We start from the raw sequence: 12958 nt of genomic DNA, 5'->3' as shown, positions 1-12958 counted from the left end.
CGCTCGATGACGGCGTCTGGTGACGCGAGCAGAAGACCGGCGACGACGGCCGCGAGCGCGAGGCCGGCGGCGAGGCGCGGACGGGGCACGGAAGCTCTGGAGTCGGTCGTCGCGCCGCGACCAAACGCTTTGTGCTTCGGAGGGCTTTAGCCCGACCCGGTTCGATTGGCTCCCGAACCGTGACCGAACCCACACGCGACGAGCGCGTCGAACTCGCGCTCGAACTCCTCGCGCATCTCGAAGCCGACGAACTCTCCCTCGCCGAGGTCGTCGACCGCATCGAGACGGTCACCACGGACCCGACGCTCACCCGCGACATCCTCGACACGGCGGAGCTTCGGGGTATCATCGAGCGGGACGGCGGCCGCGTCCGTCACAACCGCGGCGGCACGTTCGTCAGGTTCGAGAGTCAGGTCGTCCAGCGGGAGGGCGACTTCGACTGCCGCCGCTGCGGCGCGTCAATCTCCACCGGCCACTTCGTGACGTTCGAATCCGGTGAACTCGGGCCGTTCGGCTCGTCGTGTATCAGGAAAGTGCTCGGGCGGGAATAGGTGTCCGGACGGTCGTCGGCGGGCGAACTGCCGCGTTTACCGCCCGCGGCGGAGTTCTTCGATGAGCTGTTCGACCAGCTCCTGCTGGTAGCGAATCTGCTCGCTTTGGGCCTCGACGACCTCGCGGAGCGACTCGATTTCGTCGGCGAGTTCGGCGTAGTCGGCATCGACAGCACCGGCGTCGGCCGACTCGGAGTCGGCGGCCGATTCGAATCCGGAGCCCTCGAACCCGAGGTCCGCGGCGTCGGCGACGTTGCCCGACGACGATTCGGTCGACGCCGCCTCGGCGGCCTGCTTCGCCTCCGCAACCGCACCGGTCGCGGACGGGGCTTCGACTGACTGCTTGCGAGCAGTCTGTTGGCTCGGCTCGGCGGACGCGTCGCCCTCGGCACGGGTGGCGTTCGCCGGTTCGTCGGACAGTTCACCGGGATTCGCGCTCAGCGGGTCGGGGCCCGCGCCGAAGTCGGTGTTGTCGCGGTCGGCGTCGGCGGACTCGTCGTTCGCCCGCGCTTTTTCCATCTGGACGCGGAACTCTTCGAGACTGCCGACGCCGTGGTAGTCGCACAGCGCCCGCGCGAGTTTCTCGCGGACGAGCCGCGCTTCCTCGTTGGGTATCTTGAACCGCTCTTGCCGACCGTCGACGGTGAGCACGACCGTCGTGGCGACGCTCCCCGACTCGAATTCGAGGTCGGTCACGTCGGCGTAGCGGTACGACTCGTAGTCTTCGTCCCAGACCGCGCTGCCGATGTGCCGGACGACGCGGGCGTCGGTGACGACGAACGTGAGTTCGCTGAAACGGAACGTCTGGACGACGCGCTCGCCGTCTTCGTCGGTCACGCCGGCGGCCGCGAGCACGCCCTCGACGATGGGCTGGAGCGCGTCGTCGAGCCGCTTCGAGGACATCGAGAACGTCTCGCTCCCGTCGAGACCGTAGTCAAGCGAGAGCTTCGCTTTTCGTCGCCCTTCCTTGACGGACAGTCGCTCGGCGGCGTGCGAGAATTCGTCGACGGACTCGTCAGAGAGGAGGCCTTCGGCCCGATAGACGAGCGTCCGCGTCGGAGTTACAAACAGTTCGTCCTCGCCCCCGAGGTGGACGCGCGTCACCACGTCTTCCTCTCCGAGGACGGACTGGACGATCTCCGGTTGGCTCATGCGTGTGTGCACCCGGTGTTGGGACATAAATCCGCGGGTGACGACGCGAATCGAGTGGCGTGGTGACTCGCCCCGCGGTCGTCGGAGATGAGAAGCTTAAATACAACCAGCACACAACGGGAAGTTGAGCCCGGGTGGCTTAGCTGGACATAGCGCCGCACTCATAGGGTTTCACAATCGGTGCGGAACGCCTTGGAAGCCTCCGCCCCTCGCGAAGTCATGCCGGCTTCGCACCTGGGACATGCGGAGATCGTGGGTTCGGAGCCCACCCCGGGCATTCTTCGATTCGTCACACGCCGAGAGTCGTCTGTGAGTCACGACGACGACGCTTGTGTTCCCGAGAGCTATCGCTGTGAGCCGCGGCCACACGTCGAAAAAACCGAAGAGGAGTCGGTGACGCTAGTCGAGCGGGTCGTCGAGTTCGCCCATGACCGCTTCGAGGGCGTCGGTCGCGGTGAGGAGGCCGACGACCTCGCCGTCCCGCAGGACGAGCGCGAGTTCCTGGTCTTCCGCCTGGAACTGGTCGAACGCGTCGCTGACGTTCGTGTCGGCGGCGAGCGTCATCGTCGGCGTGGCGATTTCTTCGAACGAGCGCTCGCCGGCGCGGAGCGCCTCGAAGTTGTCGATAATGGAGGGCGCGTAGACGACGCCGTGGAAGTCCGTCAGCGACTCGCCGACGAGCGGAAAGCGGGTGTGCGGCGTGTTCCGAATCCGGTCGAAGTTCTCGCCGGGCGTCGCCGCCGTCGAGAGCGAGACGATGTCGTCTGTCGGAATCATGATTTCGCTGATGGAGAGTTCGTCCACGTCGAGCGCGTTGAGCACCTCGTCGCGGCGCTCTTCGGGGAGTTCGCCCTCTTGGAGGAGCGAGTCCAGACGCTCGCGGAGTTGGCCGCGGGACTCGATGACGTCGGTCTCGGTTTCGAGCCACGCGCCCGTCATCTCGATACCGAAGAGCTTGAGCGTCCACTTGGCGACCCAGTCGCCGAACTTGATGATGGGCGAGATGGCGACGTAAAACCAGTGCAGCGGCGTCGCGCCGTAGCGACAGACCATCCGAGAGCGCTCGACGCCGAGGTACGTCGGCGTCTGCTCGCCGTGGGTGAGGTGGAGGAGATTGATAATCATGTACGCGATGAGCGCACTGAATCCGATGGTTGCGAGCGTCGTGCCGGCGAACAGCGGCTCGAACAGCGGCTTGAACAGCGCCGCTAGCGCGGGTTCGGCGACGATACCGACGGCGATGCTCGACGCCGTGATTCCGACTTGGCAGGTCGTGAGATACAGTTCGAGCTCCTGGGTCATCTCCCAGGCCCGTTCGAGTCGGGAGTCGCCGTCGACGAACTCGGACTCGGTGAACTGGCGCGCGCGGGTCAGCGCGAACTCGATAGCCACGAAGAAACCGTTCGCGAGGATGAGAAGTATCCCCGCGACGAGGCGTATACCGATCTCTGTTGGGGTCATCTGTGTCGGTGTCCGGCTCGTTCGCGTTCGACCCGTTAGAAAGCATCGGCCGTCCGGACGTATATGTAGCAGATTACCGAGAGTTGCGTATTATTTACTTTGAGCTGAGGTTCTGACAACGGTGCCGGGAAAGTTAATGTCGCAGGCGACAGACGGCCGGACGATGACGGGTCGAGAACTCGACGCGCTGGACAGGAAGATACTGTACACGTTGCAGTCGGAGGCGCGCCGCACGTCGTCGACCGATATCGCCGACGAACTCGACGCCTCGGCCAGCACCGTCCGAAACCGTATCCGGCGGCTCGAAGCCGACGGGGTGCTCCGCGGCTATCACGCCGACGTTGACTACGAGCGCGCGGGCTACCAACTGTACACGCTCATCGTCTGTACAGCCCCGATTCCGGAGCGCGAGGAGTTAGCTGAGGCCGCCGCTGCGGTCCCCGGCGTCGTCGAGGTACAGGAGGTGATGACCGGCGAGCGGAACGTCATGGTCCGGGCCATCGGCGTCGACGGCGACGACCTCAGCCGAATCGGCGAGGAGTTAGACGAACTGGGGCTTCGCGTCTCCGACGAGGACCTGATTCGGAACACTCACCGCCGGCCGTACGCGAAGTTCGGGGACGGGGGTGGCGAGTGAACGCGCCGTGAGCCGACGCGCGAAGCGCCGCCGCTCGGGTCCGGTACTGGTTGGCGTTTAAGTGGACAAAATGAGTGTACGGGGCGCGACACGCCGTCTCAGTACCGAATTCGATCTCACCGATGCCCGATGGCCCAGTTCTCGAACCACCGGTACAGCTTTGACAGGTGATAACGAACTGGTAATCGCCGTTGTCAGAGACCCTCCCGTTCGCGTCGGTCTCTCGCCGACCGGACGCCCCCCACCACCACACCACCATCACCACCAGAGCGGTTCAACGCGCTCCGACAACGGGTAGACGCAGTTGCGACAGCATCGCGCGGTCGAGTCCCCCGCACTCCCGCGTGGTACGCTACGTGGTTTCATCGGACGACCTCTCCCGGTCGTTCGCTTCCGACGGCGTCCACGCCTCGGTTTTTCGTTCTCCGCCGCCCGTGACCCGTGAGCGACGGGACCACCGAAGGCGAGCGCTCGGGTCGGGGTTGACTCAGTCGAGTCGCTCGACCTGAACCAGCGCGACGGGGTCGTCCCAGCCGTAGACGGCGGGGTCGAGGTCGCCGTCGCCGACGATGCCCGCGTGCGGCGTGACGACGCCGTCTTCGGCGAGGTCAGGGTCGCTCGCGCCGGTTCCCTCGATTCCGGAGTCGATGCCGTAGAGAGCCTGTGCAGGGGGGACCATATCGCCGTACGCCTCGGTGTTGACCTCGGTTCCGGCGTCGTAGCTGGCCGCGAAGTACGACCGCGACTCGTTGACCCGCTCTGGGAGCGGGACGGTGTCGAGGCCGGCGAAGCCGTCGTTCGTGCCGATGAGCATGCTGACAAACGAGAGGTACGCGCCGCTGGCGTCGGTCTCCAGTTCGAGCGTCGCGGCCGCGGGGAACATCTCGCTCGCCGGGAGTTCGTCAGGAACGAGCGGCGTGTCGCCGACTGCGACGCCGCGAACGTCGTCGGTCTTCTCGGCCAACTCGCCGAGCGGGCCGAGGTTCCCGTTCTCGGCGACCTCCCTGATGGCGTCGCTTGCCGGGTCGCCGACGGCGAACAGTTCCACGCTAGCGCGGTGGGCGACCACCGCGGGTGGGGTGAACGGCTGGCCGGTCGTGAGGTTCGCCACCGTCACGCGGTAGGTCCGCGCGGACTGTCCGTTCCCATCAGTCCCGTTTCCGGCTGACTGGCCCGGAAGGCTCGCGCTACCCAGACAGCCGGCGAGGGCGGCCAGCGCGCCCGCGCCGGTCAGTCCGAGTACGGTTCGTCGCGTCGTCGTTTTCGTCGTGTCTCTCATTGGTCTCACGTGTGGTCGGTGCCACGACGACGAAGACGCGAGACCGGCTAAAGGCGATTTTTCGAGATTCGGGGTGACTCCGTGATGAATCGGGGTCGAGTCTGTACCAAATTCGGCTGGGACGATGAGCGAAGGGCGGGAGTCTGTCGATGAGGTCGGTCGTCACCGGACCGTCACGTAGGTCAGAAACGCCAGCGCGACGAGTTGGAGGCCGCGGAGGACCAACACGGCCTGCTGGACGTGGGGGTCCCCGGAGTAGAAGCTCTGCATGGTGAAAAAGAAGTAGAGCGCGACGGCGTTCTCCACGAGCATGACCACGGCGAACGCGAGCAGGCCGAGGACGAGCGAGGTGCGGAACGTCCGGTAGTTGCGAATCCACACGGCGGTCAGCGCCGCGAGGAAGACGATGTTCGCGCCCGAGAGGGCGCTGGCCGCCATGATTTGGGTGTCCATTGCCATGGTCAATCGAGGTGTGTCGCGATCTCTTCGAAGGTGTCGCGGTACCGTTCGAACTGGTCGGTGAGGAAGTACAGTCGCCCGTACTTGTCGCCGCCGGCCTCGACGACCCCGTGTGATTCGAGGGCGTCGAGGTGGTGTCTGATGGTCTTGTAGCCCACGTCGAGTTCGTCGGCGAGGCGGTTCGCGTTCTGCGGGCGCTCCGAGAGGACGCGAATGATGCGGACGCGGTTCTCGCCGCCGCGGGTCGCCGTGAGCAGATACCAGAGCGCCTTCTCCATCGACTGTTCGTTTGGTTGATTGGTCGAGCGCGGTAATATTCTCGCGGGTGCCGTTCGACGCGACGAGTTCGACTCGGCGACGACCGCACATGAGCGTTGTTCCAGTTCCGTACCAAATTCGGGTGGAGTCTCCGGGCGCGTCGGGTTGGTCGATGCCGCCGCACCGACAGCGTTCGCCGGTGTCCGAGGCGGAGCAGACTCGGCCTCGCCGGCGGACCGACTCGAACCGGCAGGACCCCCGGCGGCAGTAAGGGATATGTCGGTCGCGTCCTACGAAAACTCGTATGGACGACGACACCGGACGGAACGCGTGTGCCATCGAGTCCCCGAAGGGGCGGCCCTGTCCCTTCTGTGGCACGTCGATGGACCACCGCCACTGCAAGTACGTCTGCCCGGAACACGGGGTCGTCTACGACTGCAGCGACACATTCTGGTAACGAAACCTGACAGGAGACGCCCGAACTGATACCACCGCGAAGTCGGCGGGTTCTCGGGTCGATTTCACGATGGTACGAAGCGTTATGTCGGCAGAGACCTAACGAATGACCGTCCTCCCCGGTCAGCTCAGTTGGTCCCGATGACGGACGCGGTCACGCACACGAAACGATGCTCAACGAATCACAGGTCGAGGCGGGAAAAGACATCCAACAGCGGACGGGAAAGACGTTTTACTTCGCGACGCGGCTCCTCCCTGAGCGTGTCAGGCACGCCACGTACGTGTTGTACGCGTTCTTTCGGGTCGCCGACGAGGTCGTCGACGCCGAGGAGACCGCGCCGCCGGCACAACAGCGCGAGCGTCTCGAACGCCTCCGCGCCGAGGCGCTCGGCGAAGTCGAGACCGACGACCCCGTCCTGTCGGCGTTCGCCGAACTCAGAGAGCGCTACGGTATCGACCCCGCCGACGTGAACGTCTTCATCGACGCGATGGAGTCGGACATCGAGAAGGACCGCTACGAGACCTACGACGAACTTGAGACGTACATGGACGGGTCGGCCTCCGCGGTCGGTCGAATGATGACCGACGTCATGCGTCCCGACGACCCCGAGGCGGCGCTCCCGCACGCGACGGCGCTGGGACAGGCGTTCCAGATGTCGAACTTCCTGCGCGACGTGGGCGAAGACGTGGTCGAGCGCGACCGGGTGTACCTCCCGCAGACGACGCTGGACCGCCACGGCGTCGATGCCGAACAGATACTCGCCCTCGAGTTCGACGAGCGCGTCGCCGACGTGATGCGCGACGAACTCCGCCGAACGGAGTCGCTGTACCGCGACGGCGTCGCCGGCATCGAGTACCTCCCGGCGGACTGCCAGTTCCCGGTGCTCCTCTCGGCGGTGCTGTACGCCGACCACCATCGGTCGATTCGAAAGCTCGGCTACGACACCCTCACGACGACGCCCGAACTCAGCTTCGGGCGAAAGGTGACGCTCCTCGCGAAGACCGCGGCGTACTGGGCCGTCTGGCGCGACCCCGTGGCCGTGTTCAAAGCCGTCAGCGTCGTCCCGTACCCCGAGGACGACGAACTCGACGCGGAGTTCGGCCCCGGTTCGACGCCGGTCGGTCGGTCGCGGCGCAGCGGGCGCGTCTCCGGGTGGCTCCGGTCGCTGAACCGCTGGGGCTCGGACTGAGAACGGGCGATTTCTCCGCGAAACCATTTACTGGGTTGCCGACTGAGCCTACCGCATGCATCGCGTCACCCTCGACACCCGGTTAAACTGTCCGCTGGGACGGGTGACCGCCGCGCACGACGTGACGCTGACCACGCCGTACTGGAATCTCTCGCCCGAGACGGGCCGGTGCGACCTCTGGGTCGAGGCCTCGTCGCCGGGGCGCTCGCAGTTGGAAGCCGGCATTCGCGCGCTCAGAGACGCCGACGGCGTCAGCTATTTCGAACTGAAGCGGAAGCGCGGCTCGCACGCGACCGCTCACGTGGTGCTCGAAGAGACCGTCGCCATCGAAACGGTCCTCGCCAACGGCGGCGCGGTCATCGCACCTTTCCGCGACAGAGACGGCTGGGAGCGGTGGCACCTCGGGTTCGCAGACCCCCACGCCGCGGCCGCGACCCTCGACTCGCTCGACCGTCGCTACGAACTCGCCGTCGTCGAGCAGACGCCGCTCGACGACTCGGTCGCGCCCGACGTCTTCCGCCACTTCCACGAAGCCGCGACGCTCCTCGACGGCTGTGAGCGACTCACCGAGACGGAGGCCCGGGTGCTTCGAACCGCGGTCGAACACGGCTACTACGAGACGCCACGGAGCGAGTCGCTCGCCTCCCTCGGCGAGCGGTGCGGCGTCTCCGACGTGGCTATCTCGAAGACGCTCCGTCGCGCGGAGCGAAAGCTCCTCGGGGCGGCCGTCTCGGCTCTCGCCGGCCTCGACACCGACCGGCCGAACGCAGGGGGCGGCGACGGACGTTAGCATACTAACCCGTAGGTTCTCCGAGGTCGCAGGCGTCGGTTTCGGTGATGAGCGTACGCGCAGACGCATCGCGTTCGACCGGCGACCGGCCGAGACTCGTATCCGCGGAATCGACCCGAACTATCGCAATCGACGCCGCCAGGCCTCCGTCTCGCGGGCTGACGCTCCACCATGGTCGGTGAGTCGTTCCTCGCCGGTCGGTATCGGAACGCCGCCCTGTTCGTCCTCTTGGCCGCGATGTGGGGCGGAACCTACCCCGCGGTGACGTTCGGTCTGGGGTCGTTCCCGCCGATTCTGTACGCCGCGCTCCGGCTCGACCTCGGGGCGGCGCTCCTGTTGCTGTACGCGGCGTGGCGAACCGACTACTGGCGACCCCGAACGGGCCGCGATTGGACGGTTGTCGCCCTGGCCGGACTCCTGTCGCTCGCGGGCTACAGCGTCCTCCAGAACGTCGGCCAGCAGACCGTCCCGAGCGCGGTCGCGTCGGTGCTCGCGGGGCTGATTCCGATACTGACCGTCGGCTTCGCGAAGCTGTTTCTCCCGGACGAGCGGTTCGGCCCGGTCGAACTCCTCGGCGTCGCCGTCGGCTTCCTCGGGTTGGTCGTCATCACCGACCCTGACCCGTCGAACCTCCTCGGCGCGAACGCCGCGGGGCAGGCGATACTCGTGCTCGCCGCGGCGTCCTTCGCGCTCGGCGGCGTGCTCACCCAACGAATCGAGGCCGAGATGCCGTTCGCCGGCCAGACCGCGTGGGCGATGGTCGTCGGGGCCGCCGTGACCCACCTCGCCAGCGCCGCGAGTCCGACGGAGTCGCTGGCGCAGGTCGACGTATCGCTCGCGGGCCTCGCGGGGCTCGTCTATCTCGGCGTCTTCGCGAGCGCGGTCAGCTACCTGCTGTACTTCTCGCTTCTCCCCCGCCTCGGCTCGGTCGAACTCAACCTCGTCACTTACGCCACCGCCGGCTTCGGGGCGGTGTACAGTTGGCTCCTGTTCACGGAGCCCGTGACCGCGACCACGCTCCTCGGCTTCGGCATCGTCCTCCTCGGCTTCGGCCTGCTCAAGTGGAAACGGCTCGGGGCCGCCTATCGAGGCCGTCGTCGCGGTGTCGAGTCGGACTGAGAACAGAACAGCCGCCGGAGAACACCGACGCTCAGGAGCGCCACGGCAACCGCCGCGGGAGCCGCAGGAGCCGCGAGTCGAACCGGTCCGTCTTGAGCAGTCCGACACCGAACAGCGCCGCGACCGCGACGGGAATCCAGTTGCCGAACCACGCGTTGATGCCGCCCCAGAGGATGACGAAGCTCACGAGGTCGTCGAGCATGAACTCCGTGCGGTCGAGTCGCGCGAGGAGCGCCTCGCGGTCGAACGACCAGTCGAGCGCGACGACGGCGACGGTCGCGCTGACGACCCAGCCGGCGTAGTTCGAAAGCGGGACGCCGTAGAACAGCACTGCGTCGTCGGCGAGGCGGTAGTACTCCCAGAAGCCGAGCGCGACCGCGCCGGGGTCAAGCACCACGTCCATGGCGAGGACGGCCGCGATGACGACGCCGAGGCGGACGACCCCGTTGCGGGCGCGGTCGCCCAACAGGAGCAGACACAGCAGGTAGGCGTTCATCACGAGCGGGATGAAAAACACCGGCAGCCCGACCGGAACGCCGGCGACCGTCGGCCCGAGGTCGACGCCGTAGTGGAACCAGCCGTACGGCCAGCCCGTGGTGACGCCGGTGTACTCGATGGCGTAGGCGTACGCGGTGAGCGCGCCGACGCCGAGGGCGGCCCGCCGGGTCACGAGCGGGAGGACACCCACGATGAGCGGCGAGCGCATCACGAGCGTCCCGAGGAGGATGAGAAACGCGTTGAACGCGAGCGGGTCGGGGAGCCAGCCCATCGCGCTGGCGACGAGGAGCACCGCGCCGTTCAGCGGGAAGAACACCGAGATGGTAAAGCGGTTGTCGCGCACCAGTCGGTCGAGCGCCGCCTCTGCCTCACCGCGGGTGGACGGCAGCCGCGCTCGCAGGTCGCTCGCGCTCACGGACGTACCTCCGGGGACTCGCCTTTACCCATTGACGAACCTCCAGAGTGCCCCGAGGGTGATGAGCATGCCGACGGCGGTGTTGATGACGGGGTACCACCAGTACGCCCGGTCCACGTCGACGCCGGAGGTGGCGATGCCGAGGACGACGACCGGATAGGCCGCCAAGAGCGCGCCGAGTCGGAGGTCGACCGCGGCGAATGCGACGGCGGCGAGGCCCCACGTCGCGGCGCAGTACCAGTAGGTCCGGCGCTCGCCGAGGGCCGTCGCAGTCGTCCGAATACCGGCCTCGCGGTCGGGTTCGATGTCCGGAATCGCGGAGAACGTGTGCATCCCCATCGTCCAGAGCCACGCGCCCGCGACGGCGAGCATCGGGGGATTCGACCCCGAAACGGCCGCGTAGGCGGCAACGCCCGGCAGAACGTACAGGCCGTTCGAGACCGAGTCGAGAAGCGGCGTCGTCTTGAACCGAAACGGCGGGGCACTGTACTCGACGGCGAGGAAGAAGTGCGCGGCGAGCCACGGCCACGCCACCCGCGGAACGAGGGCGAACAGGCCGAGTCCGAACAGGCCACTCCCGGCGACGACGGCGGTATTTACTGGGTCGCCGCGCCAGCGGGCCTCGCGGTCGTCTTTCTTCGGGTTCGCCTCGTCCACGTCGGCGTCGAACACGTCGTTGACGCCGTAGAGGAAGACGTTCGCGGGGACGAGGAAGTACGCGAACAGGGCGACCGATTCGAGGCCGAACAGGTCGGTCGGGGCGCTCGCGGCGGCCGCGACGCCGACGACGACGGGCCCGGCGAGGTAGAGCCAGAATCGGGGGCGCGAGAGGACCGCGAGGTAGACGAGTCGGTCCCGAAGACCGCCGTCTGCCCGGGCGTCGCCCGCTCGCCCCCCGTCGTCGCCGCCTTCCCCTGCCTCGGTCTGTGCGGCCATGCCCGCGTTCACCTCGCGTCGTCGGCCATCTCCTCGGCGGTGAGTTGACCGCTGATGAGACACATCGGGACGCCGATGCCCGGCGTGGTAAACGAGCCGGTGAAGTAGAGGCCGTCGACCGCGTCGGAGCCGTGGGGCGGACGGAGCAGCGCCGTCTGGAACAGCGTGTGCGCGAGACCGAGCGCCGTGCCCTGCGTGCTGTTGTAGCGCTCCTTGAAGTCGTTCACGCAGAACGACTCCTCGACGACGATTCTGTCGCGGAGGTCGACGCCGGTGTTGTCGGCGATGTCGGCGAGGACGAGGTCGCGGTAGCGCTCGCGGAGTTCCGGCGTGTCCTCCAACCCGGCGGCGATGGGGACGAGCGCGAACAGGTTGCTGTGGCCCTCCGGCGCGACCGAGTCGTCGGTCTTCGACGGCACACAGAGGTAGTACGCGGGGTCGTCGGGCCACGCCGGGTCTTCGAATATCGTCTCGAAGTGGTCGTCCCAGTCGGTGGGCAAGACGAGCGTGTGGTGGGCGAGTTCGTCCACGTCGCCCTCGACGCCGAGATAGAGCAGGAATGCCGAGGGGGCGTACGTTCGGGAGTCCCAGTAGTCGGCGTCGTACTGACGCTTCTTCTCCGGGAGAAGCTCCTGTTCGGTGTGGGCGTAGTCGGCGTCGGAGACGACCTGGTCGCAGAGGAACTCGCGGCCGTCCTCGGTGCGGACGGCGAACCCGCCGCGGCGACCGGCGATTTCGGCCACGGGGGAGTCGGTGTGGAACTCGACGCCCAACTCCTCGGCGAGGTCGACGATGGCGTCGACGACGCCCGCGAGGCCGCCGTCGGGGTAGTAGACGCCCATGTTGAAGTCCACGTGGCTCATGAGGTTGTAGAGCGCCGGCGTGTTGTTCGGCGCGCCGCCGAGGAACACCAGCGTGTACTGCATTATCTGCTGGAGCTTCGGGTGGTCGAAGTAGTTCTCGACGTGGTCCTGCATCGAACCGACGAGCGAGAGCCCCCACGAGTACCGGAACACGTCGAGGTCGATGTAGTCGGTGAGGTCCGGGCGGTCGGTGTAGACGAAGTGCTCCATCCCGATGCGGTAGTTCCGCTCGGCCTTCCGGAGGTAGTCGTCGAGCCTGTCGCCCGCGCCGGGTTCGTACGACTCGAAGGTGGCCTTGTTGGCCGCGACGTCGGGGAGCATGTCAACCCGGTCGCCGTCCTTGAAGAAGATGCGGTAGTGCGGGTCGAGCCGGGTCAGCCCGTAGTAGTCTTCCGGTTGCTTGCCGAAGTAGGCGAAGAAGCGCTCGAACACGTCGGGCATGAGGTACCACGACGGCCCCATGTCGAACCGGAAGCCGTCGCGTTCGAGCGTGCTGGCTCGGCCGCCGAGCTGTTCGTTCTTCTCCAACAGCGTCACGTCGGCACCGGCGTCCGCGAGGTAGCACGCCGTGGAGAGGCCGCCGAAGCCACCGCCGACGACGACGACTGACTCGCCGGCGAGAGAGTCGAGAGCCGAGACAGAATTCATGTCCGTTCGTAAGGACGTAGAGGACATAAATCGACTGACCGAATCGACCGCCGTCGGGGGGTAGCTTTAGGCTCGGTCCCTCCTTACGGCCCCGCATGAACGACACCACCGCGGTGGTCACAGGCGCGAGTTCCGGAATCGGCGCGGCGGTCGCGCGCGCCCTCGGTCGCGCCGGTGCGACCGTCGTCGTCTGCGCCCGCGACGGCGACGCCCTCCAGTCGGTCGTGGACGACATCGAGGCCGGCG

Annotated in this window: 15 protein-coding genes and 1 tRNA gene; 8 read left to right on the top strand and 8 right to left on the bottom strand. The window is 67.0% G+C overall.

The window, feature by feature from the left end; genetic code table 11:
• Window positions 1-179 precede the first annotated feature (179 nt).
• Window positions 180-551, top strand: coding sequence for a DUF5830 family protein (locus tag NKF06_RS16550; RefSeq protein WP_253246033.1), 372 nt, complete (start codon window positions 180-182; stop codon window positions 549-551).
• Window positions 552-587: 36 nt separating this feature from the next.
• Here NKF06_RS16550 and NKF06_RS16545 read toward each other — a convergent pair whose 3' ends face one another.
• Window positions 588-1703, bottom strand: coding sequence for a hypothetical protein (locus NKF06_RS16545; protein WP_253246032.1), 1116 nt, complete (start codon window positions 1701-1703; stop codon window positions 588-590).
• A 128-nt stretch (window positions 1704-1831) separates the two neighbouring features.
• On the opposite strand from NKF06_RS16545, the gene NKF06_RS16540 reads away from it, so the two are divergent.
• Window positions 1832-1980: transfer RNA gene (locus tag NKF06_RS16540), tRNA-Met, on the top strand.
• Window positions 1981-2102: 122 nt separating this feature from the next.
• On the opposite strand, the gene NKF06_RS16535 is transcribed toward NKF06_RS16540, so the two are convergent.
• Entirely contained in the window at window positions 2103-3164 is a 1062-nt protein-coding gene (locus NKF06_RS16535; RefSeq protein ID WP_253246031.1) for a hemolysin family protein, read from the bottom strand.
• Window positions 3165-3327: 163 nt separating this feature from the next.
• Between NKF06_RS16535 and NKF06_RS16530 the strand changes: the two genes are divergently transcribed.
• The gene (locus NKF06_RS16530) at window positions 3328-3801 is read left to right on the top strand and encodes an Lrp/AsnC family transcriptional regulator (RefSeq protein ID WP_058827733.1); all 474 of its coding nucleotides are present in this window, start codon (window positions 3328-3330) and stop codon (window positions 3799-3801) included.
• A gap of 487 nt (window positions 3802-4288) precedes the next feature.
• Here the strand turns inward: NKF06_RS16530 and NKF06_RS16525 are convergent, their stop codons facing one another.
• The 3 genes from NKF06_RS16525 to NKF06_RS16515 form a co-directional block, all read right to left on the bottom strand.
• A complete protein-coding gene (locus NKF06_RS16525) occupies window positions 4289-5080 on the bottom strand; it encodes a spondin domain-containing protein (protein WP_253246030.1) in 792 nt (263 codons plus the stop codon).
• Window positions 5081-5242: 162 nt separating this feature from the next.
• A complete protein-coding gene (locus NKF06_RS16520; protein ID WP_216635678.1) occupies window positions 5243-5533 on the bottom strand; it encodes a hypothetical protein in 291 nt (96 codons plus the stop codon).
• 8 nt (window positions 5534-5541) lie between these two features.
• Window positions 5542-5817 (bottom strand): winged helix-turn-helix domain-containing protein, encoded by a 276-nt coding sequence (locus tag NKF06_RS16515; RefSeq protein WP_004969621.1) that lies wholly within the window; start codon window positions 5815-5817, stop codon window positions 5542-5544.
• A 284-nt stretch (window positions 5818-6101) separates the two neighbouring features.
• On the opposite strand from NKF06_RS16515, the gene NKF06_RS16510 reads away from it, so the two are divergent.
• From NKF06_RS16510 to NKF06_RS16495, 4 genes are all read left to right on the top strand, one after another.
• The gene (locus NKF06_RS16510; protein WP_004974999.1) at window positions 6102-6254 is read left to right on the top strand and encodes an HVO_2523 family zinc finger protein; all 153 of its coding nucleotides are present in this window, start codon (window positions 6102-6104) and stop codon (window positions 6252-6254) included.
• A gap of 169 nt (window positions 6255-6423) precedes the next feature.
• Window positions 6424-7443, top strand: coding sequence for a phytoene/squalene synthase family protein (locus NKF06_RS16505; RefSeq protein ID WP_058827555.1), 1020 nt, complete (start codon window positions 6424-6426; stop codon window positions 7441-7443).
• A gap of 55 nt (window positions 7444-7498) precedes the next feature.
• Window positions 7499-8233, top strand: coding sequence for a helix-turn-helix domain-containing protein (locus tag NKF06_RS16500; protein ID WP_058827554.1), 735 nt, complete (start codon window positions 7499-7501; stop codon window positions 8231-8233).
• Window positions 8234-8404: 171 nt separating this feature from the next.
• The gene (locus NKF06_RS16495) at window positions 8405-9352 is read left to right on the top strand and encodes a DMT family transporter (RefSeq protein ID WP_253246029.1); all 948 of its coding nucleotides are present in this window, start codon (window positions 8405-8407) and stop codon (window positions 9350-9352) included.
• 31 nt (window positions 9353-9383) lie between these two features.
• On the opposite strand, the gene cruF is transcribed toward NKF06_RS16495, so the two are convergent.
• The 3 genes from cruF to crtI are packed head-to-tail and all read right to left on the bottom strand — an operon-like array spanning window position 9384 to window position 12712.
• Window positions 9384-10265 carry a bisanhydrobacterioruberin hydratase gene (gene cruF / locus NKF06_RS16490; protein WP_058827552.1) on the bottom strand — a complete coding sequence of 294 codons (882 nt, stop codon included), beginning with the start codon at window positions 10263-10265 and terminating at the stop codon, window positions 9384-9386.
• A 24-nt stretch (window positions 10266-10289) separates the two neighbouring features.
• A complete protein-coding gene (locus NKF06_RS16485; RefSeq protein WP_253246028.1) occupies window positions 10290-11213 on the bottom strand; it encodes a prenyltransferase in 924 nt (307 codons plus the stop codon).
• Complete coding sequence (gene crtI / locus NKF06_RS16480) at window positions 11210-12712, bottom strand: phytoene desaturase family protein (RefSeq protein ID WP_253246027.1); 1503 nt, start codon at window positions 12710-12712, stop codon at window positions 11210-11212. The genes NKF06_RS16485 and crtI overlap by 4 nt, the downstream gene beginning before the upstream one ends.
• 95 nt (window positions 12713-12807) lie before the next feature.
• Between crtI and NKF06_RS16475 the strand changes: the two genes are divergently transcribed.
• Window positions 12808-12958 (top strand): SDR family NAD(P)-dependent oxidoreductase (locus NKF06_RS16475; protein ID WP_253246034.1); only part of this gene is annotated, 151 nt, incomplete at its 3' end.

Origin of the sequence: Haloferax sp. AB510, assembly GCF_024136985.1 — an archaeon.
In the GTDB taxonomy this organism is placed as follows: Archaea; Halobacteriota; Halobacteria; order Halobacteriales; family Haloferacaceae; genus Haloferax.
The sequence above is the reverse complement of the archived record's forward strand: the minus strand, read 5'-3'. Positions and strand labels throughout refer to the sequence as shown.

Excerpts from the sequence above, each read along its gene's own strand:
- NKF06_RS16505 (WP_058827555.1), top strand. The coding sequence starts at position 6,424 with ATGCTCAACGAATCACAGGTCGAGGCGGGAAAAGACATCCAACAGCGG.
- NKF06_RS16515 (WP_004969621.1), bottom strand. The coding sequence starts at position 5,817 with ATGGAGAAGGCGCTCTGGTATCTGCTCACGGCGACCCGCGGCGGCGAG.
- NKF06_RS16520 (WP_216635678.1), bottom strand. The coding sequence starts at position 5,533 with ATGGACACCCAAATCATGGCGGCCAGCGCCCTCTCGGGCGCGAACATC.
- crtI (WP_253246027.1), bottom strand. The coding sequence starts at position 12,712 with ATGAATTCTGTCTCGGCTCTCGACTCTCTCGCCGGCGAGTCAGTCGTC.
- NKF06_RS16495 (WP_253246029.1), top strand. The coding sequence starts at position 8,405 with ATGGTCGGTGAGTCGTTCCTCGCCGGTCGGTATCGGAACGCCGCCCTG.
- NKF06_RS16545 (WP_253246032.1), bottom strand. The coding sequence starts at position 1,703 with ATGAGCCAACCGGAGATCGTCCAGTCCGTCCTCGGAGAGGAAGACGTG.
- NKF06_RS16535 (WP_253246031.1), bottom strand. The coding sequence starts at position 3,164 with ATGACCCCAACAGAGATCGGTATACGCCTCGTCGCGGGGATACTTCTC.
- NKF06_RS16500 (WP_058827554.1), top strand. The coding sequence starts at position 7,499 with ATGCATCGCGTCACCCTCGACACCCGGTTAAACTGTCCGCTGGGACGG.
- NKF06_RS16530 (WP_058827733.1), top strand. The coding sequence starts at position 3,328 with ATGACGGGTCGAGAACTCGACGCGCTGGACAGGAAGATACTGTACACG.
- NKF06_RS16510 (WP_004974999.1), top strand. The coding sequence starts at position 6,102 with ATGGACGACGACACCGGACGGAACGCGTGTGCCATCGAGTCCCCGAAG.
- NKF06_RS16525 (WP_253246030.1), bottom strand. The coding sequence starts at position 5,080 with ATGAGAGACACGACGAAAACGACGACGCGACGAACCGTACTCGGACTG.